Below are 23,499 nucleotides of genomic sequence, written 5' to 3'. Positions count from 1 at the left end.
GTTCTCTCCTCCGGGATGCCGCGCGGGGGTTGAGCGTCTGGCCCCGTAGCTCAGTGGGAGAGCGCCCGATTGTCGATCGGGTGGCCGCCGGTTCAATTCCGGCCGGGGTCGCTTGCGCTCAACCGCACCAGCGGTCGGGCTACTTCCGACGCCGCCACTCCTGCCACAGTTCCTTCCTATCCTTGGAGTTCTGGGGCCACAAGGCTCGCGCAAGAGCGGTCAGCCCAGAGAAGATGATTACGAGCACAGCAACGGCCAGCACGGCGCCCCACGGGGCCGTCTCCAGCAGGTTGAACACGGTGTATAAGCCTTCCGACCTTTGACGGTCGGCGGGTCACTCAGGCAGCGAGTACGGCGCTCCCCAGCGCGCTGCGGTGATGCCCGCCCCGGTAGGTGTCCACGGGGAAAACGCAGTTGGGGCCTCTGGGTGCGATCTGTGGTGACTCTTCGATGGGTTCGGGATGCCACACCGGAATGTCCGCGGCGCGCATACGCCCGAGTGCTCGGGATAGCAGTCGAAGCAGAACTCCGGCGAGAAACTGAAGGAGTTGGGTGACCAACTCGGCGAGTGCTGCCAGATACTCACGTGCGGCGTCGCGTCGCTGTGCTGTGGTCTTGGCCAGACGAAGACCAAAGGCAGCACACCACACACGCTTACGTGCTCGGGCTTGTTGGGCCTTGGCTTCGACGACTATGCAGCAGTCCCCCCAAGAGGCCACGAGGGCTTCAAAGCGCTTGTCGAGATCGACTACTGCAGCCCGCAGGAAGTCACCGCTACCGACTGCCGGGTCCGTGACTGGTCGTTGGAGCCAGTCCGCAAGGGAATGCTCCGTTGCGGAGAGATCCAGGATTAGTTGGCGCGGGAGTTCACTGGGGACGTAGTAGCCCTGTCCGTGTTCCATCACACCCCCTTTCATGGGTCTCCCCGACTGTACCGGGTGCGTCTAACAGCCCTTGCAGCATCCCCGCTGCGAGCTGACGCGGGCTGGCGGACGCTGCGGGCGACCCTGTCGCGTAGCTAACTGACGGTATCGAAAAAGGATTTGCGATGTTCTGGCACGGCAGCAACCGACGCTTCCGCCTACCGGCGGACTGGTCGGTCCGGCGCCTGTCCGTGTTGAAGCGGGACGGCTTCCAGTGCGTGACCCTGCTGCGGGACACCGGGGCGCGGTGCACGGCGCCGGCTACGGACGTGGACCACATCGTCCCGGGCGACGACCACGACCCGGCGAACCTTCAGTCTCTGTGTCGGTGGCATCACGCGCGGAAGTCGAGTGCGGAGGGCGCGGCGGCACGGAGGAGGCGGGTGTCCAGGCAGAGGCCGGCAGATCGGCATCCTGGGGAACTGTGATGGCGGCGAAAAGACATGGGATGCCGGGCTTTCCCCCACCTCCGAAAGGCCTGAGGTTCACGGAGGCGAGGGAAGCCATGCACACCTGCAATGCGCATTGATCATCCTTGACACGGTACGCGCTTGGCAAACCGGAAGCTGCCGCTGTCGTCCAAGTGGAGCAAGGTGCTGGTGCACTCGCTGGCGTTCCGTCCGCGCCAACCATTTTGGCCCGGGGGTGCCCCCCTTCCGATCGACTGAAAGACCGAAGCGTGATAGCGGCTCGGATTCTGTACGGGTTCCAGGGTCGTCACAACCCTTAGTGGGCTGGCCGTTCGCTCACCGGGTTGTCCTCGGCCGGTGAACGAATCCCAGTCTGCCATCCTCTTCGGCTGGATTCGGCTTCAGGCGACACGAACATTCATCGCTTGCACGCCATTCGGGCCTCGCGCGACATCAAATGTGACCTTCTGGCCTTCATTCAGGGTTCGGTAGCCGCTCGACATGATTGCGCTGTAGTGGACGAAGATTTCCGATCCGTCGCCGGGGTCGATGTACCCGTGCCCCTCATCCTGGTTATAGGACTTTACGGTGCCTTCAGGCATGGTCGTGCCTCTCTGCTAAGTGATGCTTGAGCGCATTGATGTGACACGCAAGATCCCGATAGTCGGGATGGATTACCCGCCCATTGGCTCACGGTGCTCGGTCTGCGGCAGGTCCGCATGGGCCAATCGAGTGATGCCGTGGGCGGTCAGCTGATGGCGAATGTGAACCATGTGAACGCCCTTCGGGGCCGGATAGCCCTGGGAGGTGACACCATGCCGGGCCCCGTCCCGAAGCGCAGCGATCGGCGCCGCAGGCGTAACAAGAGCGACGGCCCCGACTTGGTGAAGGCCTCTGGCGGCACGGCCCCTGAGCCCCCGCCGGCTGCTGAGGACTGGCACCCGATCGCAGCCGACTGGTACGCGTCGCTCGCCGAGTCCGGTCAATCGCAGTTCTACGAGGCCAGCGACTGGGCGACGGCGTACTACGTCGCTGAGGCCATGAACCGGAATCTCATCTCCGGCCGCTTCTCCGCCCAGTTGTTCCAGAGCGTCATGTCCGCGATGACGGACCTTCTGACCACGGAGGGCGCCCGGCGACGGGCGCGCGTGGAGCTGGAGCGGGAGGCCGGCGGGGAGGACCCGGCGGAAGCGGCGCGGGTGACGCTCATGGAGACGTACCGGAGAGCCGCAGCAGACAAGTAACTGGAGTGGCGTCACTCCCTGAATTCGAGGGGGAGGTGATGCCTTGCTGGCCCAAACGCTTGAACCGGTCCGTACGTGGCCGGACACCGTGCCGGACGAGACGCGGACTCTGGGCTGGGACGTGCTGGCGTGGACTTCCCGCTGGCTTCTTCAACCGGACGGGCCCGACGCGGGTACACCGTGGCGGTTCACGGATGAACAGGTCCGAATAGTCCTCCGCTGGTTCGAGATTGACGACGCGGGCAACTTCACTCGTCGCCAGGGCACCATCCGGCGCCTGAAGGGCTGGGGGAAGGACCCGTTCCTGGCGGCCATCTGCGCTGTGGAGTTCATCGGCCCGTGCCGTTTCGGCGGATGGCGGGAGGACGGGACCCCGATAGCGGTGCCGCACCCGGCGCCGTGGGTTCAGGTCTGTGCCGTGTCGAAGGACCAGACCCGTAACACGATGCGCCTGTTCCCGGGCATGTTCTCCCCGGAGTTGATCGCTGAATACGGCATCGACCTGGGTAAGGAGATCATCTACTCCAGCGGGGGCGGGGTGATTGAGGCCGTCACCAGCTCGCCCCGCGCGCTGGAGGGCGGCCGATTACCGCTCCACCTTCGTGGTGATGAACGAGACCCATCACTGGATCTCGTCCAACGGCGGCCACGAAATGGCCATGACCATCGCGGGCAACGTCGGCAAGAGCCGTGGCGGTGGCGCCCGAACCATGGAGATCACGAACGCTCCCCTTCCCGGGGAGGACTCCGTGGCGGAGCAGACATGGCATGCCTGGAGCAAGTGGTCAGAGGGCAAGTCCCGGGACTCCGGTATGTATTACGACAGCGTGGAGTCACCGCCCGTGGACCTGGCGGACCCGGACCAACTCCGGGCCGGCATCCTCGCGGCGCGGGGTGACGCGGACTGGCTGGACGTGGAGTGGATCGTCTCCACCATCTACTCCGGCCACATGCCGTGTTCGCGGTCGCAGCGGATGTTCCTGAACCAGTTGGTCACGGCAGAGGACCAGTTGATCAGCCCGGAGGACTGGGACGAGTGCGCCGTGGATGACCGCTTGGAGGACGGCGACGCCGTGACCCTCGGGTTCGATGGCGGGCGGACCGACGACGCGACGGCCCTGGTGGCCATGCGCGTGCGGGATCGCCTGATCATTCCCCTGGGCGTGTGGGAGCGGCCCGACGGCCCGGCCGGTGATGGTTGGGAGGTTGACCGTCAGGTCGTGGACGGCGCGGTTCGGAACGCTATGGAGCGGTACGACGTTCAGGCGTTTCACGCGGATGTGGCGCTCTGGGAGAGCTACGTCGACGCGTGGTCGGAGGACTACCGGGACCGCCTGGTGATCAAGGCGTCTCCGCAATCTGCGGTAGGTCGGGACATGCGCGGCGGCCTCCAGGAACTGACCTTGGCCAATGAGCGGCTGGTGTCGGCCGTGGAGAACGGCCAGGTGCGACACCTTGGAGAAACGATTCCCCTGGGGCGCACGCTGCGGCGGCACGTGCTGAACACCAGGCGTCGGCCGAACCGTTACGGTCTGTCCTTCGGCAAGGCCAACCGGGAGTCCGCCCACAAGATCGACGCGTACGCGGCCACGCTGCTGGCCGACCTGGCGAGACACCGACTCATCGAATCCGGCAAGACACGGCCCTCCGAACGCTCGGGGGCCGTGTACTTCTTCTGAGATTCGGGAGGGCGCTTGGCTAGCGGGCCATGGCCGCCACCTGTTCGCACATGTCGGCGCACTTCCTTGCCATCTCCGCGCAGGTTCTCATCTGTGGGTCATCGAACCTCGAACACGCGTCGGCGGCCGCACGGCACGCTTCCGCGCACATCTTGCACATCTGCGGTGCCATACGTGACTGCCGCATACACATGTCCGCACACATGGAACACATGTCCGCGCAGTCCATGAGCGCCATCATCATTTGGCGCTCCACCATTGGCCCGCCCTTCGCGAGAGCGTGTTGCATGGCCTGCCCGCACATGGTGTGCGTCTCGTGGCACATGTCGATGCACTGCCTCATCTGCTGGGAAATCTCTGCCATCTGTGTCATGAGTGCCTCCGGTTCCAGTCGTGGGTACGCCCCCAGCCGACACGCACTCTGCACTGGCCGCCTCTTGGGCGTGGTGGGTGGGTGACACTCCGCGCCACCCACCCCCTCGCGCCGCGTCTTGGCCGCAACAGGCCGAAGACGGAACGAGGTGATCTCCATGAAACTGACTACCCTTCGGAAGGGAGCACATGACCGACACCACCGTCTCCCCGACGAAGCGAGCGGAGATCGGGTTCTCCCGGCTCCGTGCGGACCGTGAGCGGCTGGACCGAATAGACCGGTACATGTGTGGCGAGCACGACGGGCCCTACATCCCCCGAAGTGCCACGGAGGAATACAAGCTCCTGGCCAAGCGGGCCATTTCCAATTGGCTGCCGCTCCTGGTCAAGACACCGTCCCAAGCTATGGCCGTGGACGGCTACCGCCGGAGCGCCGGCCCAAACGGGGACGCCCCGGAAGAGACTCCGGCGGAGTGGCGGGCCTGGCAGGACAACCGCATGGATGCCCGCCAGACCCCGGTCCACCGGGCAGCGCTCACCTACGGCCAGGCGTTCGCCACGGTCCTACGCGACCCGGCGAACCCGGCCCGACCGGTCATCCGGGGCGTGTCCCCGCGTCTGCTGTACGCCTCGTACGAGGACCCGGCGGCCGACGCGCTCCCGCTGTGGGCACTCCAGGTGGAGACCGTCCCCGACGCGGAGGGCGTGGAGGCGCGGGCGTGGCTGTATGACGCCACCCACGTCTATGACCTCCTGGTGGGCGGGAAGGGCGGCCCGAAGATGCTGGCGTCCCGTCCGCACGGCATGGGCGTGTGCCCGGTCGTGCGGTTCGCGCCGGACATCGACCTGGAGGGCCGGGTCACGGGCGTTGTAGAGCCCATGATCCCGATCCAGGACCGGGTCAATCAAACGGTGTTTGACCTGCTGGTAAGCCAGACCTTCGGGTCGTTCAAGGTCCGGACGATCTCCGGTCTGGCGCCGGAGTTCCGGCGTGATCCCGAGACCGGGGAGATCCTGTACGACGCCAACGGGCGTCCCCAGGTGATCCCGATTCAGGCGGACGCGAGCCGGTTCCTGGTGGCGCCCGACGCGGACACCAAGTTCTCTCAGCTAGACGAAACTCCGCTGTCGGGGTTCTTGGACGCTATCGAGCTGGGGACCAAGCACATGGCCGCGCTCTCCCAGACCCCGCCCCATTACCTGTTGGGGGCCATGGTCAATCTGAGCGCGGAGGCTCTGGCGGCTGCTGAGTCGGCCTTGTCCCGTGCGGTGGATGAGTACAAGCACTCCATGGGGGAGTCTTGGGAACTGGTCCTGTTCCTGTGCGCCACGGTGGTGGGCGCGGAGCCGGACCCCCGGGCTGAAGTCCTCTGGAAGGACGCGGAAAGCCGCTCGCTGGCCCAGACGGTGGACGCGCTGGGCAAGGCCGTGACCATGCTCAACGTTCCGGCCCGCGCGATGTGGTCGCGCATCCCCGGGGTGACGGCTCGGGATGTGGAGGAGTGGGCGCAGATCCAGGAAGCGGACGACCCGGGCCTACGCATGGCGGACGCGATGGCATCCGCCGTGGCCCCGGCGCCGCACACGGAGCGTTTGGCCGGCGGTGACGTTGAGTAGAGCGACGGCGGGCCTCCTGGATGAGCACTGGCGGACCCAAGCCAGCATTGGGGCGGGCGTCTCCGCCCAGTCCCTGGCCCAGTGGTCGCGCGTGAATCCCCAATCCCTGGCGAAGTCGGGGGCCGCGTGGCTGGCCTGGATGCTGGCGCTGATCCGTGGTGAACGGCGGCGCTCCCGCGACCAGGCGGCGGCGTTCTACCGCCTCTACCGGGCCCTGGAGACCGGCCACACCCTCCCGCGCCTGTCCGGGGAGCACGTGGGCGAGACCACGACCCTCGGGGAGCTGCGGGAGGACTGGGCGGCGCAGACGGACACGATCCGTACGCCGGAGCCGGACGACAGCGAGGAAATCCGGCTGGACGGGTTCGACTGGCCGGAGGAGCCCGTGGAGGCCCACGACCGCGCGGCCGTGGCGTCCCTGGTCTCCCAAGGACCGGCCAAGCTGCGCCAGGGCGTGGCCCAGGCGGCCACCGAGCAGACGCGCGGCAGGCTGGATGATGCCGGGTTCCTCCAGGAGCTGGAGGACGCTGTGGACACCGCCGGGCGAACGTCCGCCGGTGCGGCTGACCGGGAGGCCCTGCGGGCCGGCCGGGACCTGATCGACCAGGCGTCGAAACGGGACCGGCGGGCCGTGGGCTGGGCCCGGGTGACCGACGGCAACCCGTGCGCGTTCTGCGCCATGTTGGCCAGTCGGGGCGCCATCTATTCGTCCCAAGCCACGGCAGCTGGCGGAGGGCGGAGGAAGCCTCGCGGATCGGCTGACGGGCGGGTCCGCGCGAACCGGCGGCCCCCGGTTTCCCGGGAAGACCTGACCCGGTACCACTACGGCTGTCATTGCCAGACGGTCCCGGTGTTCAGCAGGAACGACTTCATGACCCCCGACGCCCGGCGGTTCGACCGGGAATGGCGGGAGGTCACGCGCGGCAAGGCAGGCGCGGAGGCGCGAGCAGCCTGGCGACGCCACATCGAATCATCACATTGACCGGAGGCCACTACATGGCGGAGAACCCGACCCCGACCCCGACGGACTCCCAGACGGAACATGTTCCGTCTGACGACGGCAAGGGGGCCCTTGCCCAGGCGGAGACGCCGGAAGCGGAGGGCCAGGACGACGGCCAGGAGCTGGACGCCGACGCCCTCCGCGCGGAGCTGAAGACCGCCCGCGACCAGGCAGCCCGTTACCGGGTCAAGGCGCGGGAGACGGCGGAGGCCCTGAAGGCGGCCAAGACGCCGGAGGAGTACCAGACGGTGGCCGACCGCGCGGCGGAGCTGGAAACGGAACTCCAGCGGGAGCGCCTGGCCCGCAAGTACAGCCTTCCGGACGCGCTGGCGGCCCGGATCTTCGGTGCTGACGACGACACCCGGGAAGCGGACGCCAAGGCGCTGGCGGAGCTGTTCCACAACCGTGGAGATGGCGTGGGCCGGGGTGGCCTGGACCCTTCGGCTACTCCGAGCCCGAGCGATCCGGGGGAGCTGGCCGCGAGCATTCCACGCGCCCGCCGGTAATGTCGCGGTCCCTACGTGGGGATTATCGGCAGGGTGCGACACTTCCTCGGTTTCCTCGGTTGCGGCTGGGCCGCGCTCTCCCCGAAGGTGCGCATGGCTAAACGGGTTGACCCTCGGCAGGAACGCCTAATTAGGTCACGCTATTTGGAGCCGTCGAAAGGGAATGTGCGCCAATCCTTCCAGCGATAGTATCCGTCCTTCACGGGGCTTGTGAATGTGACAGTGCGCACAATATCATTACCGTTGTGCAAGCGGATGTCCGCCTTGATCTTCTCAAGTCCCCATTTGCCATCGCCTCGCGGATTAAGCAAGTACACATAGAAGTGTGAGGCTTTCGCTGCGTCGGAGCACTTGAAGTTTCCTACTTTTGAATATTTCTGGTGCCTGCCGAAATGCTCATTGGGTGTCTTTGAGGAATCGAGGCCGTCCCCCGAATAGTTGGCGTAGAGTCTGGCCTGGTTGTTGCCCTGAGCCACATCGTGTGCTGTGAACTCCCAGTCGACGTAGCACATGGCGGGTGAGTTGTCGGCGGGTGAGCCTTCGGCGTCCGCTGAACAGCCTGTCAGTGCGGCTGGCATCGTGATCGCGGCCACGGCGGCCGACACGGAACGGTGAATGGTCGTAGGCATGTTTCTTCTCCTGGGGGATGTGTGTCGACCATGTGCGAAGTCCACCCGCGTCAGTCGCTCTGAGGCGGCCGGGCGCCCTCGGATGCGCCCTGCCCGGCAGTTACCACGTCATAGGCAGCGACGCGGGAGATTCACTAATTCGCGACTGTCCGCCACCTGAGCGAGTGATACCGCCCCCGCCAAAAGGGGGAACGCCGACAACGTCACGGCTGGCCAGCCGCCGGCAATAAGAGTGCCGCTAATTCAACGCGTAAGAAGAAAAACCAAGGGTTCATGTCCAAGGGCCCTTGGTGGTTGTGCTGCGTGCTGGCCCGGGGCCCCAGCCCTGAGCGGAGCACATGGCTAACAGCTTTCTGAAGTCCGAGAAGATCGCGGCTACGGCCCTTGGTCTTCTTGAGCGGGAAATGGTTCTGTCGCGTCTGGTGTGGACGAACGGCGGGTTCGACTTCACCGGCGCCAAGAACGACACGGTCACGATTCGGATTCCGGCGACCATCACAGCCCGCGAATACGAGTGGCGCAACGACCGCAGCTCGGACATCGTCCTGGACGAGCTGGCGGAGGACTACACCACGGTCCAGCTCAACAAGGACATCTATTCGGCGATCGCGGTCACCGATGAGGAACTAACGCTGGACATCCGGGACTTCGGTTCCCAGGTTCTCCAGCCCCAGGTCAACGCCGTGGCCAAGGCGATTGACACAGGCGTGGCGTCGATGATCGAGAGCGCCAACTACACCAACACCGTCACCGTGGACGAGACGGACCCGTGGCTGGGCATCGTGGACGCCCGCGCCACGCTCAACAAGGCAAACGTCCCCACCGAGGGCCGCACAATCCTGATGGGCGCGGACGTGGAAACCGCCCTGCTGAAGTCCGGCCGCATCAACGACGTGTCCAAGTCCGGCTCGGACTCGGCCCTCCGCTCGGCGACCCTGGGCCGGCTGGCCGGGTTCGACCTGGTGGTATCCAACGCCATCAACCCGCGCGCCGCATACGCGTTCATCCCGTCCGCCTTCGTGCTGGCTACCCGCGCCCCGGCCATTCCGGCCGGTGTCACCAGCGGATCCAGCCAGTCCTACAACGGCCTGTCCATGCGCTGGGTGCGCGACTACGACGCGGCCAAGCTGCGGGACCGCTCCATCCTGAACGTCTACGCCGGATACAACGTCATGACGGACAAGGTCGGCAGCGCTAAGAAGCTGGTCCGCGCGGTCCGCCTGGACATGCCGACCCCACCGAAGCCCCCGGCCGACAAGTAGGGGGCCGCATGACTCCCCTGGCCGACATAGCGGCCCTGGAACAGCGACTGGGGCGGGAGCTGGTCGGAGAGGAGCGGGCGCAGGCGCAGGCGGCGTTGGCGGACGCCTCCGCCACCGTGCGTGCGTACGGAGATGCCTGGCCCGACCCGGCCAAGGCCCCGGCCATCGTCGTGGCCGTCGCCCTGGCGGCTGCGGAGCGGCGGGTGAGGAATCCGGAGGGGTACCGGTCGGAGCTGCAAGGCGCCTACCAGTACCAGCTTCCGGCATCACTGCCCGTTGGCGCCGGCCTCACCGACGGTGAAGCCCGGTTGATCCGCGCGGCCGTCGGCGCGTCCGGCGTGTTTGCGGTGCCGGTGGAGTCTCTGGGGGGTTCGCTGTGAACCTCTTGGACTCCGGCCCGGATCAGGTCACGGTCTACCCCACGGTGGACGTGGACGACGGCTACGGCGGCACTAAACCGGGCCCCGGCCAGCCGGTGACGCTCCGGGCCCGCGTACTCCCGGCCACCACGGACGAAAGCGGGGAGCCGGGATACCTGACCGGGACGGAGTACCGCGTCTATTCGCGGTCGCTCCCGGCCGGGCCCTGGTCCCGCGTCGAGTGGGCCGGGCACGTCTGGGCCGTGGTCGGGGAGCCCCAGCACTTCGGCGGCTCCCGGCGCCTGGCCCACGACGTGGCAACGATCCGAAAGCGGGGATGACGTGGCAGAGGTGAAGCCCCACCTGGACAGCATCGTGGCGCACCTGCCCGGCGTCCGGGACGCCGTGGCGGATGAGCTGGAGGACCGGGCGGACCGGGTGCGGGCGGTCGTCGAAGCGCACCGCCACACCGGGGCCCTTGCCTCCGGCATGACCGTCCGCACGAACCGCACAGACTCCACGGTGACCTTGGAGGACCCGGCGGTGTTCGCGATCAACTACGGCCACGTGGCGCCCAACGGGCGTTGGGTGCCGGGTATCCACGCGATAGAGGCGGGCCTATGAGGCCGGTACTCCCCGACGTGGACGCCCTGGTGGTCGACGCCCTCCGCGAGGGCCTGAGTGGCGCCACGGTCCGTGTGGCCTGGCCCGATGACTGGGCCGACCGACTCCCGCTGATCGTGGCCCGCCGGGTGCCGGGAGGCTCCTCCAACCCGCTCGGCATCGACGTGGCGCTGATCGACGTACAGGCAGCGGCCACGGACCGGCGGGAAGCGTCCCGACTGGCCCGCGTTGCGCGCGTGGTCCTGGCCGACGCGTGCCGGGGACAGTGCCGGGGCACCGACGGCTACTTGAGCCGCTTTGCAGACGTGAGCGGTCCGGCGGAGATCCGGACCGGCGAACCGACGGCCGGACCGGACCTCTTCCGGTTCCAGGCCACGTACCGCGTGACCGCGCGGCCCATCTGACTTACCCCTGGAGGCGGCCCCTTTGGCCCTGATTGACGACGCCGCAATAGTCCCGGCGGGCGGTTACATCTACATCGCAGACCCGGACACGGCCAAGCCCAAGGAAATTTTGGACCCGCGGGCCCCGGGGGCCGGTTGGGAGTCCATCGGCCATACGTCCCTTGATGACCTGCCGGAGTTCGGCCGCGATGGCGAAGACCCCGAGGTCAAGGGAAGTTGGCAGAATGCCAAGCTCCGCGCCACCACACCGGACGTGACGTACTCCGTCACCATCAAGTCCATTCAGGCCACGGCGCTGACCTATCAGCTCTACTTCGGCGCGGGCCCTGGGGCTGTGCAGGCGGACAAGTCGTTCCGTATCCCCGCCACGCCTCTGCCGCAGACCAAGGCGCTCTTGGTGGTCCTGGTGGACGGCACCAACTACCTGCCGCTGTGGCATCCGCGCGTCTCCCTCCTGGGATCGGACGCCGTGGGCCTGTCGGCCACCGACTTCATGTCGTTCCCGATCAAGGCCACGTTCCTGGGCTCCAGCCTGATCGGCAACGCCATCGGTGAATGGGCCCAGATCGAGGCCCCGGCCCCGCCCGACCCGGGCGGCGAGGGCGAGTAACGCCCTCACGTTGCGTAGAGCGCCGGCTGAGCGCTCCGTGACCGCCCTCCCGTCCGGACGGTCCCCCGGACGGGAGGTCTGCATTCCCAAGGGACCGCACCACCAACGACTTTGGGGACACACCTTGGCACTTTCTTGCGCGGAGATGATGGCGGAGGCTGCGGCGGAGTACGCGGGCCTGGACCTGGAGACACGGGCCGGTAAGACGGTCCAGCTCCGCAATATCCTCATGCTTCCCGACGAGGGCCTGAAGGCCGCCCGGGTCATCCTCGGCAAGTTCGGCGAGACCGGCGCGGAGGAGCTGGAGGAGTTGGTCCCGCAGATCCGGGACCTTCTCCTCCTAGTCGCCGACGACCCCGCCGCGCTGAAGACGGAGATGGAGGACTGGCCCCTGGCCGTGTTCGTCCGCACGGTCGGTGACTGGCAGGAGGAGACCCAGGTGGGGGAAGCTCCGCGCTCGGACAGCTAATCGACCAAGGCCACGGCGGGGCGCTGCGGGCGGACCTCCAACGGTTCTACGGCCTGGATCTGGCCGACGTGTGGAGAGGCACGCTGGCGCCCCGCCGGGCCTGGCAACTGTCTGAGCACCTACCACCGGACTCCGCCCTGGCCGCATCGTTGGCCGGCGGGCCCGAACACCGGGGGTGGACGGTCCAAACCCACCTCCTGGCCCAGCTCCTGAACGCCGTGCGGTTCGCCGACGCCAATAACGTCCGCGTCTCCGGCGGACGACTCAAACGGGAGCCGACTCCCGTCAACGTTCCACAGGTCAAGGCGGACAAGCCCAAGCGTGCGCGCCTTGACCTGTCCACACACCCCTTGGCCAAGCCCATTGCACCCAGGGGGTAGTTCATGGCCGGGCCCGGAGGCCGCGAGGCCGGGCGGCTGGCAATCCGCGTTCTGCCGAACACGGCGAATTTCGCCACCAGTCTCCAGCGGTACCTAGACCGCATCGAGCGCCGGGCCCGCGTCCAGGTCCAGGCCGTCCCAGACCTGACCGGATTCCGGGAGCGGCTGAATACCCAGCTCGCACGAATACGGGCACGGGTCCGCGTCACCGTGGACCCGGACCTGTCCGCCTTCCGCGACAGGCTCCGCGAACGCCTCCAGGGCGCGAACGCCGCCCTCGGCGTCCGCCTGGAGGTCAACGAACGGGAAGTGCTCCGGCTCCGTCGCCAGCTGGCGCACATCACGCCCCCGCTGGCCCTCCCGGCCCGCGTGGACGCGGACCGCAACGCCCTTACCGCGCTGAGCAGAGACGTCTCGTCTCTCGGGGGTGGGTCGGGCGGCGCGGCCCGGGGTGTGCTGTCCCTGGTGGGGTCCGTCGGCAAGTTGGCCACTATGGCCTCCTCCGTCCCGGCGGTGGCGGGCCTGACCTCGTCCATTGCGTCCATGGCCCCGGCGGCCGGTGTGGCGGCCCCGGCCGTCTTGGCCCTGGCATCGGCCGGGGTCGCGCTCAAGGTCGGCATGTCCGGCGTCTCCGATGCACTGTCGGGCGACGCGGAGGCCATGGCCAAACTGGCCCCCGCTGCACAGGATTTCGTGACCCAGGCCAAGGCGCTGGCGCCTGCCTGGGACGAGGTGAAACGTTCCGTCCAGGGGACGCTTTTCCAGGGCCTGGGCGACACGCTCACCAAGACGGCAAACTCCATCCTGCCGGTCCTGAAGACCCAGCTCACCGGCACCGCGTCCGCGCTCAACGCCATGGCCAAGGATGCGGCCGGCACGGCGCGGACCCTGGCCGAGGACGGCACGCTGGGCAAGGCGCTGAGCGGCGCAACCCGGGGCCTTAAGAACATGCGGGGCCTGCCGGGAACGGTCCTCCAGGGCCTGGTCCAGCTCGGCGCGGCTGCCACCCCGACGTTCGAGCGGATGACGGCCTCCATGGGCCGGGGCCTGGACCGGCTCCGGGCCAAGATGACTACGGCGTTCGAGTCGGGCGCCATGCAGTCGTCCATAGAGGCGGCGGTGGGAGTCGCCAAGCAGTTCGGCGGCGTCCTGGCCAATGTCGGCAAGACCCTGGGCAACGTCCTGGGGGCAGCGGCCGACGCCGGAGGCGGAGCCCTCCAAGTCCTCTCAGACCTGGCGGCTACGGCCGCCAAGGTCACGGCGACACCGGAGGCCCAGGAGACGTTCCGGGCCCTGTTCGAGACCGTCTCGGCCGTCGGAAAGGCCGTCTCCCAGGTCCTGGGGGCTGCCCTGAAGGCTGCCCTGCCGCTGGTCCACGCGTTGGTAACAACGTTGTCAGGGCCGATTCAGAACGCGGTCCAGACCCTGACTCCCGCGTTCGTCCAGCTCGCCCAGAGTTTGGGTGCCGGACTGGCGCCCGTCGTCAAGGTCGCCTCCCAGGCCCTGGCCGCCATCCTGCCGATCGCGGCCCAGCTCGCGGTCCAACTGGCGGGCGTCCTCGGCCCCACGCTGGAGATCGTCGGCGGCCTGGTCGCTCAGATCGCGTCTGCGCTGCTCACGGCCCTGAAGCCGGTCCTAGCGCAGCTCCCGGCGATCGTCGGCCCCATCCTGTCCGTTGTGGCCAAACTTGCCCCAATTTTGGGGGATTTGGTCGGGCAACTGGTCAGCGCCTTGGCTCCCGCCCTGGCCACCATCGGGTCCGCGCTCGGTCAACTCCTGGCCGCCTGCGGCCCCTTGATCACCGCCCTGGGCACGCTCTTGGCCGGGGCCCTCCAGGCCCTGATGCCGATCATCACGGCCGTGATCAAGATCGTCGGCAAGATCGCGGGCGTGCTCGCCGAGCTGGCCGCGAAGTACATCACGTCCATCGTCGTGCCCGCGATCAACATGATCGTCAAGCTGTTCCGCGGCGACTTCTCCGGAGCGCTGAACGCCGCCAAGTCCCTTCTGTCCGGGCTGGCTTCGTTCTTCGGGACGATCTTCTCCAAGATCGGTTCCATCGTGTCCTCCGGCGTCGGTGCCGTGGTCGGGTTCTTCGGCAACATGGCCTCCCGCGCCTGGTCGGCGGTCAAGGACATGGGCTCCAACGTCGTTTCGGCGGCCCGCGCCGGACTGTCGTCCATGGGTGACCGGATCTCCTCCGGAATCTCGTCCGCCGTGGCCACGATCCGGGGCCTTCCCGGCCGTGCGCGTGACGCCCTGGGCAACCTTGGCTCCACGCTCTGGAACGCCGGAGCCAGCCTGATCCGCGGCTTCATCAACGGCGTCACGTCCATGATCGGCAGCCTGCGAGACAAGCTGTCCAGCATCACGTCCATGCTGCCGGACTGGAAGGGTCCGGCGGAGCTGGACGCCCGCATCCTCACTCCGAACGGTCGCCTTCTCCTGAAGGGTTTCATGCGGGGCATTCAGGACCAGGTGCCCCAGCTTAAGCGGCAGTTGGGCGGCATCACCGGCGATATCCCGGCCATGGTCGGGGAGCCGGTGCGCGTCCAGACGGAACATGTTCCGTCTGCCCGAAGTGGCGCCGGACCGACAGCCGCACTCACCATCGAGAACTTCAACGCGGGCAACCTCACCCCTGGTCAGGTGGCCCGCGAACTGGAATGGCGCATGAAGGCAAGGGGGTAACTTGGCGCCGCATCTGCTGATGGCCGACGGCCTGATAGCGCAGGACTGCCAAATCCAGTTCGGCAACCTCCTGTTGGGGGAACACACGCCGTTCGTCGGCGAGAGGCTGACCGGTTGGGATGACCTCCCGGACGTGGACGTGGCCAACGTGGCCATGCCGGGACAACACGGCGCGTGGCTCGGCCAGATACTGGCCGGCACTCGGGTCCTCCAGTGGGATTTCTCCATCCTCCCGGAAGCCCCGGAGGCGTTCCCCGCCATCTTGAACCATCTACGGGCGGCCACCGCCCTGGGCCAGGAGGAACGGGAGCTGGTGGTCCAACTCGCCGGGGCCCGGCGGATGATGCGCGGACGTGTCACCCGCCGGTCCCTCCCGGCGGACCGCCAGTACACCAAGGGGGAGCCGTCGGGGAGCATCGTGTGGGAGTGCTCCGACCCGCGCAGGTACTCCGTCACGGAGATGCGGGCCCGCGTCGGCCTCCCGGAGTCGGAACCGGGGCTGGACTGGGGTGGCGGCCTGGAATGGCCCCTGGACTGGGGCCCGGCCGGGTCCACCGGCTCCGTGAACGCCACGAACGCCGGGGACGCCCCGGCTCACCCCATCGTGGAGTTCCGGGGCCCGGTCGTCCGCCCGTCCCTGGTGCAGACCGGGAGCGGCCTGGTGCTGGAGTACGACATCACCTTGGCGGAGCGCGACACGCTCACCGTGGACTGCGCGGCCGGGACGGTCGTCCTCAACGGCTCGGCTTCCCGCCTTCACACGGCCACCCGGGTCTCCAAGCCGGAGCAAGCGTTCATCGTGGAGCCCGGCTCCACGCCCATGGCATTTCGCGCGGACATGGCCGCGTACGACCCGCGCGCCTCGGTGACGGTCCGGTGGCGCCACGCATATTGGTAAGGGAGGTGGGCCGGCTGTGACGGTTCGTAGTGGATGGCTGGTCACGCGGGGACCGGACGGCGGGGGCCAGACCCGACAGGACACCCGCGTGGTCCCGATCGGAACGTTCGCACCCGCCGGAGAACTCACGGCACGCTCCGGCGTCATCCCCGGCGGAAACCCGTTTGCCCTGTACGCCGCCGGAGAGATGGACCTCACCGTGGGAGTGGGCCGCGCGATCATCCAGGGCACCACGGATCAGGGCGCCTATCCGATTGCTGTGACGGCTCCGGAGTCTGTGACCATTGCTCCTGGCGACGCGCAATTTCCGCGCGTGGACGTGGTGGCGCTGCGGGTCTACGACGACCCGTATGACTCCTCCGGGGAGGTGAAAGCCACCGTAGAGGTGGTGGAAGGCGATCCGGCCGCCGCGCCCACCGCCCCGACGCTCACCGGAGCCGCCATGGCCCTGTGGGAGGTGACGGTCCCGGCCGGAGCGTCCTCCGGAACGGGCGGCATCCACTGGTCCACCGCAGTAGCAGACCGCCGGGAGGTCACGGTGGCCGTGGGCGGTATCGCCCTGGGCAACGCGCCAGCGGCCTACCCCGGGCAGTGGCGGGACTACGGCGGCATCCTGGAGCGCTCCAACGGGACCGATTGGGAGCCGGTGGTCCGCCTCGGCTACTCCGGCCGGCTGGAACTGGGGGACGTGAGCCTGTACCGGAAGGGCGCCGAGACGCTGGTGACGGACGAGCGGTTCACGGCCCGGGTGGAGAAATCCAGTAGCTACTTCAAGCTGCAACCGGGTTGGAAGGTCCGAGTCTTCGAGGGCAAGAAGACGTGCGGCCTGACCCATTTCGTCCTTGAAGTAGAGCGGACCGGCGCGCCTATCACCGCGAACGGCTCCGGAAACATCCCGGACGAAACGATCCTCACGATTCCTCGCCAGTTCCGTCCGGCTCATGACGTGGAGACCATCGCGTGTGACGGATTCGCTGACGGCGGATGCCGCATCAGCCCGAGCGGCACGGTCGTGCTCCGCACCTGGGCGCCGAATGGAACGCTCACCAAGGGCAACATCGTTCGCATCACCCCCACGTACATCCTCTGAGGAGCTGAATCCTGTCGCAGTACCGGTTTCTGTTCGCTGACCTGCGCACAGACCAGACGTTGGACCAGCTCCCTGTCCAGGGCGTCACCTTCGACGACTACATAGGCAAGACCGGCGCCCTGTCCGGCACCATCCCGGTACCGGATGCCGCGATGGCCGCCCGCGTCAAGCGGGCCGTGGTTCCCGGCCGGACCGCCCTGTGGGTGGAGCGCGGATCGGATCTGTGGTGGGGCGGGATCGTGTGGACCATGACCCCGGCCGTAGACGATCGTGGCGCCGTGACGGTGACCATTCAGGCGGCCACCTTTGACTCCTACTGGGACCACTGCATCCTCCGGGACACCCTGGAGGCCAGGCAGATGGACCAGTTCGACATTGCCCGGGACCTGGCGACGTACGCCACGGACCAGGAGGGCGGAGACATCGGGATCCGCATCGACTACACCAAGACGGCAGGCGTACGGCGGGACCGCACGTACTCGCGGTTCGACGCCACCCGGGTCCGGGAGGCCCTGGACCGCCTGGCGGCCGTCGAGAACGGCTTTGAATGGCGCGTCCAGGTCTACCGCGATGCCTCGACCGGGGAGCGCGTGAAGCGGCTCCAGCTCGGATACCCCACGATCACGGCGGGGGCCGCGCCGGTCATGCTGACTTACCCGGGCAACGTCCTGAACTACTCCTGGCCCCAGGACGCCACCGGCATGGCCAACACCTGGCAGAGCCGTGGCGCCACGGATAACCAGAACCAGGCGGACGTGTCCAACCCGATCATGTCCACCGTGTGGTCCTACCCGGACAAGCTGAAGGCCGGATGGCCCCGGCTGGACGGATCCAGCGACTACAACACCGTGGAGAAGCTGGGAACCCTGAACGAGCACGCGAAGGCGGACCTGGCGCGCGCCAAGGACCCGGTGGTGATCCCGTCCATCCGGACCCGGCTGGACGGACAGGTGACGCCCGCGCTCATCGGCTCCGCTGTGCGACTCCGCATCCTGGACACCTGGTTCTCCGATGGTCTGGACGCGGATTTTCGCGTGGTCGGACTGAACGTGACCCCGGCCCAGCGCGGACAGCAGGAATCCGCGGAGCTGTACTTGGAGGCCGCATAGTGGCGACGATCCCGCAGGACATCAACGACCGACTCCGGCGCCTGGAGGCGGAGTTGCGGGCCCTGACGACGGCGGCCAACCGTCGGCCGGCGCTCAACCAGATCATGCACGGCGACGTGCAGATCGGGGAGGGCGGCGGCCTGTCCGTCCGCCAGCCCGGCGGCGCGGAAACCTTCCGCGTGGGCGAGGCCGGACCCATCGCCGGAGAACACGCCCTGATCGTCCGCCGCAGGGACGGCAGTGTCGCACTGTCGGTGTGGAACGGCACCACCGCCGACGACCAGGCCCAGGCGGTCCGCATCAAGGATGCCCAGGGCCACGAACTCCTGTCGGAGGACGTGGTGGCTGGTGGCCTGGCCCGCCCCCACCTGCCTATCCCCATGGGCCCAGCTCAGGCCACCGACTGGCCGTCCACCAGCGACACGTCCTGGACGGACCTCCAAGTGGCATGGCCGGAGATCCAACACCCGCGCCTGGAGGTGTTCGCCCAGGCCGTAGGCAACGGGAACGGCGGGGACATCCGCATCACCGTGGACGGTCAGGTGGTGGCCTCCGGCGCCACCGGCAAGCCCATCCAGACCACGTTCAAGATCCCCGGCTATGAGTTCGGGGCGCACCCGAAAATCACGCTCCAGGCACGGGCCAAGGCGTCGTCCACCGTGTGGGCCTGCGTCCAGCGCATGTACGGCGTCGCGTCCTGACCCGACCACAGCACCCATTCACAGGGCCCCGTCGGGCATACCGGCGGGGTCTTCGCATGCCAACAGGAGGACGGCTTGGGCAAGGCCGCAGACATGATCCGCATAGCGCGCGGAGAGATCGGCTATCGCGAGGGATACAGCGGGGGTCACTGGAACAACCACCAGCGCTACAGCCCGGCCGTGCCGGGCCTGGAGTGGTCCCAGAATCAGGCATGGTGCGCCACGTTCGTCAGCTGGTGCGCGAGGCAGGCCGGGGCGGCCTCCCTGTTCCCGGTGACGGCATCCGTGTGGACGGCATACGACTGGTTCAGGTCTCGCGGTCGGTACTCGGCGTATCCGGCCATTGGCGCCCAGGTGATCTACGGCCAGTCGGCGAGCTCCCACACGGGCATTGTCGTGGCCTACGACTCCACGTACATCACCACCGTGGAGGGCAACACCAACGCCAACGGCAGCGCCGAGGGGGACGGGGTATACCTCAAGCGCCGCAGGCGCCGGGCCGCCTACGTCCACGGCTACGGCCTGCCCCGGTACCCGGAGGGCGTGACCACGGCGGACCCGGCCCTGAAGGGGAAGGCAGGGTTCACATACAAGGCCGCGGCCTCCGGACCGACCACGGGCGGCTCCCATGCCGGTTCGGGCAAGGTCAAGACCGTGACGGTGAAGGCCGGCCAGACCTTGGGCAAGATCGCCGCCTCCGCCGGTGTCTCCCTCGCGGCGCTCTTGGCCGTCAATCCCCAGGTGAAGAACCCGGACCTGATCCACCCGGGAGACAAGATCACGGTTCCGGACAAGCGAGCCAAGCCTCCGTCCAAGGCCAAGCCGGTGGTGTCCCTGTCCCACATCCGCGCGGCTGCCGTACGTGACCCGGGCCTGAGCCAGGGCGGCACCACCTACCCGGCCGACGTGCGCCACGTGGAAGCGGCTCTGAGGGCGGAGGGCCTGTTGGATACCCGGTGGTGCGATGGCTCGTTCGGGTCCATGACCCGCATCGCGTACGCGAACTGGCAGAAGCGGGCACGCGTCGGCGGTCCGCCGGACGGCATCCCCGGTATCGCCTCGCTTCGGCTCCTGGGCGTGAAGCACGGGTTCACCGTGAAGGGGTGAGATGAGCGAGCGTGACGAGCTGGGCGGTGTCACCATCGGGGCCCGCGAGATCTATGACGAACTGGTGGCGTTGCGGGGCGATGTGCGGAGCCTGTCCCAGACCCACGAGGCGGTCACCCAGACCCTGACCGACCATGAAACCCGGCTCCGTGGCCTGGAGCGGTGGCGCTACGCCCTGCCCCTTGCTGCTGTCACGTCCCTAGGCACATTGATCGTGGCGGCCCTGAAGTCCGCAGGGGCGTAACGCCCCCCAGTGCATGAGATCACCATGCCGGAACGCGCTCTACCTGGAGGGTCCCCTGTCCCGTCCCCACGTCGCACTCATTGGTAAGGCCCGCTCCGGCAAGGACACCGTGGCCGCCATCCTCGGCCATCAGTCTGCCTACAGCCGGCTGGCGTTCGCCGACGAACTGAAAGCCGCACTGATCCGCCTTAACCCCCTGGTGACCTCGTGCTGCTGTTACGAGGACTACCGCTTGACGGACGCCCTGGAGGATCACGGCGGATGGGAGGGCGCCAAGGCCCTGGTGGAGGTCCGGCGGCTCCTCCAGAAGTACGGCCAGGCCATCCGAGACCAGGACCCCGAATTTTGGGTCCGCCCGGTCCTGGCCCAGGCCCGCCAGGGCACCGAATGGAACATGCCGTGTGTCGTGACGGACGTGCGGTATGTCAATGAACTGGCGGCCCTCCGAGAGGCGGGAGCCGTGGTTGTCCGCGTGGAGCGGCCGGGCGCCGGCCTGGAGGGCGATGCCGGAAACCACCACTCGGAAACGGAGCTGGACGGCGTGACGCCGGACCACGTGCTCCACAACGGCGGAACGCTGGCCGAACTCCAAGACAGCGTCCGCGCATTGATCGACAAGTTGGGAGACTGAATGTTCGACCTGATCCGCCAGGCCATCCGGGATAACCCGGTGCGGGTACGGACCGCGCTCGGCGCGCTCCTGGTCCTGGTGGGCCACTACGTTCCCGCCGTGGCAGACGTGGCCGTCAATGACCAGGCCGTGGACGCGATCACGTTCCTGGTGATCCTCTTCCTGGGCGAGGGCGCGTCCCGGAAGGTGGCGGCCAAGTACAACCCGGCCACCGTGCTGGAGAACTCGACAGGTGACGGCACCGGCCGATGACAAAGGCAGAGGCGGTTAGGACTCGTTTCACTTGTCGTTGCCATGTCTGGCGCGCTGGGCATCCAACGCCACTCCCAGGCCAACACCGATGGCAATTCCGGTGCCGAGGTTATCCGTAAGGCTACCCCAGGCCACGCCCAGCGCCAGGCCGATGGACATGCCGATGCCGTAAGGGGCCGTGGGCTTCTTATCGCTCATGACTGCATTATCCATGGCGCCCTTCTGTACTTGCAGAAAAAAAGAGTGACGGGCCGCTCGGGACCAGGCGGACGCGCTCCTCCGGGAGCTGAAGGGCCTGGAGGAGTAACCGGCCCGTCGCTCTCCCGCCAGGGGTCCCGTTCCACTCCGGAACGGGGCCCCTGCTGTCTTTGGGGGCAAGAAAAGTGACCTCGGGTCCTTCTTTTCCCTACTTGTGAAGGACAGAGAAAGAAGGTCCCCAGGTCACTTTTCTTGCCCCCTGACTCCGCCTGTCACGTCCCCCGGTGAATGCCGCCGTAGGCACCTGAGTGGCCCTTGGCGGCCCGTGACGAGCGGAGAGACCCGTGGCAGCACTGAACACCATCAGCCGGTCCGGCAGCCGGTTCTACGTGGACCCGGAGACCGGGGCCAAAGCGCCCGGTGTGACCTCCATCCTGTCCATGCTCCCGAAGGGGTTCCTTCAGTTCTGGGCCGCCAAGGAGGTGGCCACGGCAGCCGTGGACAACATCGGCTCCCTGGTGGGCCTGGCCATGAACGACCGCGCCGGAGCGATCGACTACCTGAAGGGCGCCCCGCGCCGGGTGACCAAACAGGCGGCAGATATTGGGTCGGATGCCCACGATGTGTTCGAGCGCCTGGCGCGTGGCGAGGACGTGACACGCGTTCACCCGGATCTCCGGGCCTATGCCGGCCACTTCCGGGAGTTCCTGGAGACGGTCCAGCCGGAGTTCCTGTTCCTGGAAGATGCCGTGTGGAGCGATCGGCACAACTACGCCGGGTCGTTTGACGCCATCGCGCGCATCGGCGGGGAGACGGTGGTCCTGGACTGGAAGACCACCCGCTCCGGCGTTCATGAGGAATTGGCCCTACAGCTGACCGCATACGCGAACGCAGACCGCATCGTCCGCGCCGACACGGGCGAATCCGTACCGGTGCCGGCCATCGACGCGGCGGCCGTTCTCCACGTCCGCCCGGAGGGCTGGAAGCTGGTCCCCGTCCGCCACACGCCGGAGCTGTTCCAGGTCTTCCGTCACTTGCGGGCCGTCTTCGACTGGGAGCGCGGGACCAAGCGGGGCGTGATTGGGCGCCCGGTGGCCTCGGGCGGGGAGGTGGAGACCGGTACGCAGCGCCGCGCGGCGTAGCGGCGGGGGCCGGTGTCACGGGCCCCAGTGCATGGAAACAGCGAGAGGTCCGGCGGCCATACGCCGGGCCTTTTCGCTGCCTCTTTCCCAGCAATTCCCAAGGAGAGCCAGCACAGTGGCCCGCACCCTCCGCGTGTTTGACACCGACCCCAACGCCCGCCCCAAGACGTTCGCCAGCGACTACGTGGGCCGTTTCAGGGCGGGGCAGAAGCTCAACAACCGCCTCGTTGGCCTAAAGGCATGGAGGGTCACGACCGGTGACCCGGAGGTGGGCAAGGCCGTCGCGGAGCTGTACGGCGGTGCTCCCCAGGCGTGGGAGACGACCAAGGAGGATTCCTTGGAGGTGCTGACTGACGCGGACGCCGTAAAGGTGATCGTGGACGACCCGGATGCCGTGACGTTCCGTATGGCGCTTTACGGCATGACCGGGCGACCCATTCATGTTTGTGACGGCGTGGAGTTCACCGACGAGGAAGACCCGCGTAACGGCCAGCCGTGTGGCTGCCCTCAGACGCTCCAGGAGCGCAAGGCAGCGGCCAAGGCAGAGCGAGGCCCGAAGCCCGACCAGCGCGTGGAATTTCGGCTCCATGATGCTCCGGAGCTGGGCAAGTTCCGGCTGATGACCGGCTCCTGGGATTTCATGAAGTCTCTGGAATCCGTCTGGCGGGAGCTGGAGGCCGTCGGCGGCCCGGCCCTGTGCACGCTCTCTCTGGAGCTGGTCGAGTTCCAGACCAAGAGCGGCGTGGACGTGGCCTACCGCAAGCCGGTGCTGAAAGTCCACGGTCCCGCCCCGGCGGAGACAGCCACGGCCGTTCCGTCCCTGTCTCAGGCCACCGCGGATTCCGCCCCGTTCTGATCACGCACGGCGAGGCCGGCAGACACCCCTATGGCCGGCCAGGCCCCGAACCGCGACGCCTGGCCGGTCTCTGTACCAAGAGCAAGAGGAGA

Annotated in this window: 26 protein-coding genes and 1 tRNA gene; 24 read left to right on the top strand and 3 right to left on the bottom strand. The window is 67.8% G+C overall.

Annotation, left to right across the window (positions count from 1 at the left end; all coding sequences use genetic code 11):
• Nucleotides 1-39 precede the first annotated feature (39 nt).
• A tRNA-Asp gene (locus K9S39_RS14355) sits at nucleotides 40-111 on the top strand.
• A gap of 1,623 nt (nucleotides 112-1,734) precedes the next feature.
• Here the strand turns inward: K9S39_RS14355 and K9S39_RS14345 are convergent.
• A complete protein-coding gene (locus tag K9S39_RS14345; RefSeq protein WP_248863736.1) occupies nucleotides 1,735-1,935 on the bottom strand; it encodes a cold-shock protein in 201 nt (66 codons plus the stop codon).
• 213 nt (nucleotides 1,936-2,148) lie between these two features.
• Here K9S39_RS14345 and K9S39_RS14340 point away from each other — a divergent pair, with 213 nt between their 5' ends.
• From K9S39_RS14340 to K9S39_RS42085, 5 genes are all read left to right on the top strand, one after another.
• On the top strand, nucleotides 2,149-2,577 hold the full coding sequence (locus tag K9S39_RS14340) for a phage terminase small subunit (RefSeq protein ID WP_248863735.1): 429 nt from the start codon (nucleotides 2,149-2,151) through the stop codon (nucleotides 2,575-2,577).
• Between the two features lie 608 nt (nucleotides 2,578-3,185).
• Nucleotides 3,186-4,256, top strand: coding sequence for a terminase (locus K9S39_RS14335; RefSeq protein WP_248863734.1), 1,071 nt, complete (start codon nucleotides 3,186-3,188; stop codon nucleotides 4,254-4,256).
• A 561-nt stretch (nucleotides 4,257-4,817) separates the two neighbouring features.
• The gene (locus tag K9S39_RS14330) at nucleotides 4,818-6,245 is read left to right on the top strand and encodes a phage portal protein (protein ID WP_248863733.1); all 1,428 of its coding nucleotides are present in this window, start codon (nucleotides 4,818-4,820) and stop codon (nucleotides 6,243-6,245) included.
• A 91-nt stretch (nucleotides 6,246-6,336) separates the two neighbouring features.
• Entirely contained in the window at nucleotides 6,337-7,227 is an 891-nt protein-coding gene (locus K9S39_RS14325) for a VG15 protein (RefSeq protein ID WP_248863732.1), read from the top strand.
• Between the two features lie 14 nt (nucleotides 7,228-7,241).
• Nucleotides 7,242-7,751 (top strand): hypothetical protein, encoded by a 510-nt coding sequence (locus tag K9S39_RS42085; protein WP_283112318.1) that lies wholly within the window; start codon nucleotides 7,242-7,244, stop codon nucleotides 7,749-7,751.
• A 140-nt stretch (nucleotides 7,752-7,891) separates the two neighbouring features.
• On the opposite strand, the gene K9S39_RS14315 is transcribed toward K9S39_RS42085, so the two are convergent.
• Nucleotides 7,892-8,380 carry a hypothetical protein gene (locus tag K9S39_RS14315; RefSeq protein WP_248863731.1) on the bottom strand — a complete coding sequence of 163 codons (489 nt, stop codon included), beginning with the start codon at nucleotides 8,378-8,380 and terminating at the stop codon, nucleotides 7,892-7,894.
• Nucleotides 8,381-8,718: 338 nt separating this feature from the next.
• Between K9S39_RS14315 and K9S39_RS14310 the strand changes: the two genes are divergently transcribed.
• From K9S39_RS14310 to K9S39_RS14235, 16 genes are all read left to right on the top strand, one after another.
• The gene (locus K9S39_RS14310) at nucleotides 8,719-9,642 is read left to right on the top strand and encodes a P22 phage major capsid protein family protein (protein ID WP_248863730.1); all 924 of its coding nucleotides are present in this window, start codon (nucleotides 8,719-8,721) and stop codon (nucleotides 9,640-9,642) included.
• Between the two features lie 8 nt (nucleotides 9,643-9,650).
• Complete coding sequence (locus K9S39_RS14305) at nucleotides 9,651-10,022, top strand: hypothetical protein (protein ID WP_248863729.1); 372 nt, start codon at nucleotides 9,651-9,653, stop codon at nucleotides 10,020-10,022.
• Nucleotides 10,019-10,342 (top strand): hypothetical protein, encoded by a 324-nt coding sequence (locus K9S39_RS14300; protein WP_248863728.1) that lies wholly within the window; start codon nucleotides 10,019-10,021, stop codon nucleotides 10,340-10,342. The genes K9S39_RS14305 and K9S39_RS14300 overlap by 4 nt, the downstream gene beginning before the upstream one ends.
• 1 nt (nucleotide 10,343) lies before the next feature.
• On the top strand, nucleotides 10,344-10,625 hold the full coding sequence (locus tag K9S39_RS14295) for a DUF5403 family protein (RefSeq protein ID WP_248863727.1): 282 nt from the start codon (nucleotides 10,344-10,346) through the stop codon (nucleotides 10,623-10,625).
• Nucleotides 10,622-11,029, top strand: a complete 408-nt coding sequence (locus tag K9S39_RS14290; protein WP_248863726.1) for a phage tail termination protein — start codon at nucleotides 10,622-10,624, stop codon at nucleotides 11,027-11,029. The genes K9S39_RS14295 and K9S39_RS14290 overlap by 4 nt, the downstream gene beginning before the upstream one ends.
• 22 nt (nucleotides 11,030-11,051) lie before the next feature.
• On the top strand, nucleotides 11,052-11,639 hold the full coding sequence (locus tag K9S39_RS14285) for a phage tail tube protein (RefSeq protein WP_248863725.1): 588 nt from the start codon (nucleotides 11,052-11,054) through the stop codon (nucleotides 11,637-11,639).
• Between the two features lie 124 nt (nucleotides 11,640-11,763).
• Nucleotides 11,764-12,108 carry a phage tail assembly protein gene (locus tag K9S39_RS14280; protein ID WP_248863724.1) on the top strand — a complete coding sequence of 115 codons (345 nt, stop codon included), beginning with the start codon at nucleotides 11,764-11,766 and terminating at the stop codon, nucleotides 12,106-12,108.
• A 383-nt stretch (nucleotides 12,109-12,491) separates the two neighbouring features.
• Nucleotides 12,492-15,179: a hypothetical protein gene (locus tag K9S39_RS14275; protein ID WP_248863723.1), complete on the top strand. Its 2,688-nt coding sequence runs from the start codon at nucleotides 12,492-12,494 to the stop codon at nucleotides 15,177-15,179.
• 1 nt (nucleotide 15,180) lies between these two features.
• A complete protein-coding gene (locus K9S39_RS14270; protein WP_248863722.1) occupies nucleotides 15,181-16,077 on the top strand; it encodes a phage distal tail protein in 897 nt (298 codons plus the stop codon).
• Between the two features lie 88 nt (nucleotides 16,078-16,165).
• Nucleotides 16,166-17,167, top strand: coding sequence for a hypothetical protein (locus tag K9S39_RS14265; protein ID WP_248863721.1), 1,002 nt, complete (start codon nucleotides 16,166-16,168; stop codon nucleotides 17,165-17,167).
• A 59-nt stretch (nucleotides 17,168-17,226) separates the two neighbouring features.
• Complete coding sequence (locus K9S39_RS14260; RefSeq protein ID WP_248863720.1) at nucleotides 17,227-18,276, top strand: hypothetical protein; 1,050 nt, start codon at nucleotides 17,227-17,229, stop codon at nucleotides 18,274-18,276.
• On the top strand, nucleotides 18,276-18,977 hold the full coding sequence (locus tag K9S39_RS14255) for a hypothetical protein (protein WP_248863719.1): 702 nt from the start codon (nucleotides 18,276-18,278) through the stop codon (nucleotides 18,975-18,977). Before K9S39_RS14260 ends, K9S39_RS14255 begins: the two co-directional genes overlap by 1 nt.
• 75 nt (nucleotides 18,978-19,052) lie before the next feature.
• Nucleotides 19,053-20,084: a LysM peptidoglycan-binding domain-containing protein gene (locus K9S39_RS14250; protein WP_248863718.1), complete on the top strand. Its 1,032-nt coding sequence runs from the start codon at nucleotides 19,053-19,055 to the stop codon at nucleotides 20,082-20,084.
• A gap of 1 nt (nucleotide 20,085) precedes the next feature.
• A complete protein-coding gene (locus tag K9S39_RS14245; RefSeq protein WP_248863717.1) occupies nucleotides 20,086-20,328 on the top strand; it encodes a hypothetical protein in 243 nt (80 codons plus the stop codon).
• 13 nt (nucleotides 20,329-20,341) lie between these two features.
• The gene (locus tag K9S39_RS14240; RefSeq protein ID WP_248863716.1) at nucleotides 20,342-20,959 is read left to right on the top strand and encodes a deoxynucleotide monophosphate kinase family protein; all 618 of its coding nucleotides are present in this window, start codon (nucleotides 20,342-20,344) and stop codon (nucleotides 20,957-20,959) included.
• On the top strand, nucleotides 20,960-21,211 hold the full coding sequence (locus K9S39_RS14235; RefSeq protein WP_248863715.1) for a hypothetical protein: 252 nt from the start codon (nucleotides 20,960-20,962) through the stop codon (nucleotides 21,209-21,211).
• Between the two features lie 27 nt (nucleotides 21,212-21,238).
• Here the strand turns inward: K9S39_RS14235 and K9S39_RS14230 are convergent, their stop codons facing one another.
• A complete protein-coding gene (locus K9S39_RS14230; protein ID WP_248863714.1) occupies nucleotides 21,239-21,409 on the bottom strand; it encodes a hypothetical protein in 171 nt (56 codons plus the stop codon).
• A gap of 344 nt (nucleotides 21,410-21,753) precedes the next feature.
• Between K9S39_RS14230 and K9S39_RS14225 the strand changes: the two genes are divergently transcribed.
• Together K9S39_RS14225 and K9S39_RS14220 are read left to right on the top strand one after the other, a co-directional pair.
• Nucleotides 21,754-22,551 carry a PD-(D/E)XK nuclease family protein gene (locus K9S39_RS14225; RefSeq protein WP_248863713.1) on the top strand — a complete coding sequence of 266 codons (798 nt, stop codon included), beginning with the start codon at nucleotides 21,754-21,756 and terminating at the stop codon, nucleotides 22,549-22,551.
• Between the two features lie 115 nt (nucleotides 22,552-22,666).
• The gene (locus tag K9S39_RS14220; RefSeq protein WP_248863712.1) at nucleotides 22,667-23,407 is read left to right on the top strand and encodes a recombination directionality factor; all 741 of its coding nucleotides are present in this window, start codon (nucleotides 22,667-22,669) and stop codon (nucleotides 23,405-23,407) included.
• Nucleotides 23,408-23,499: the final 92 nt, after the last annotated feature.

It is taken from the genome of Streptomyces halobius, from assembly GCF_023277745.1.
GTDB lineage: Bacteria > Actinomycetota > Actinomycetes > Streptomycetales > Streptomycetaceae > Streptomyces > Streptomyces halobius.
This window is presented reverse-complemented; position numbering and strand designations above follow the sequence as displayed.

Coding starts and splice junctions, on each gene's coding strand:
- K9S39_RS14345 (WP_248863736.1), bottom strand. CDS start 1,935: ATGCCTGAAGGCACCGTAAAGTCCTATAACCAGGATGAGGGGCACGGG.
- K9S39_RS14340 (WP_248863735.1), top strand. CDS start 2,149: ATGCCGGGCCCCGTCCCGAAGCGCAGCGATCGGCGCCGCAGGCGTAAC.
- K9S39_RS14335 (WP_248863734.1), top strand. CDS start 3,186: ATGAACGAGACCCATCACTGGATCTCGTCCAACGGCGGCCACGAAATG.
- K9S39_RS14330 (WP_248863733.1), top strand. CDS start 4,818: ATGACCGACACCACCGTCTCCCCGACGAAGCGAGCGGAGATCGGGTTC.
- K9S39_RS42085 (WP_283112318.1), top strand. CDS start 7,242: ATGGCGGAGAACCCGACCCCGACCCCGACGGACTCCCAGACGGAACAT.
- K9S39_RS14315 (WP_248863731.1), bottom strand. CDS start 8,380: ATGCCTACGACCATTCACCGTTCCGTGTCGGCCGCCGTGGCCGCGATC.
- K9S39_RS14310 (WP_248863730.1), top strand. CDS start 8,719: ATGGCTAACAGCTTTCTGAAGTCCGAGAAGATCGCGGCTACGGCCCTT.
- K9S39_RS14305 (WP_248863729.1), top strand. CDS start 9,651: ATGACTCCCCTGGCCGACATAGCGGCCCTGGAACAGCGACTGGGGCGG.
- K9S39_RS14290 (WP_248863726.1), top strand. CDS start 10,622: ATGAGGCCGGTACTCCCCGACGTGGACGCCCTGGTGGTCGACGCCCTC.
- K9S39_RS14275 (WP_248863723.1), top strand. CDS start 12,492: ATGGCCGGGCCCGGAGGCCGCGAGGCCGGGCGGCTGGCAATCCGCGTT.
- K9S39_RS14245 (WP_248863717.1), top strand. CDS start 20,086: ATGAGCGAGCGTGACGAGCTGGGCGGTGTCACCATCGGGGCCCGCGAG.
- K9S39_RS14240 (WP_248863716.1), top strand. CDS start 20,342: ATGAGATCACCATGCCGGAACGCGCTCTACCTGGAGGGTCCCCTGTCC.
- K9S39_RS14235 (WP_248863715.1), top strand. CDS start 20,960: ATGTTCGACCTGATCCGCCAGGCCATCCGGGATAACCCGGTGCGGGTA.
- K9S39_RS14230 (WP_248863714.1), bottom strand. CDS start 21,409: ATGAGCGATAAGAAGCCCACGGCCCCTTACGGCATCGGCATGTCCATC.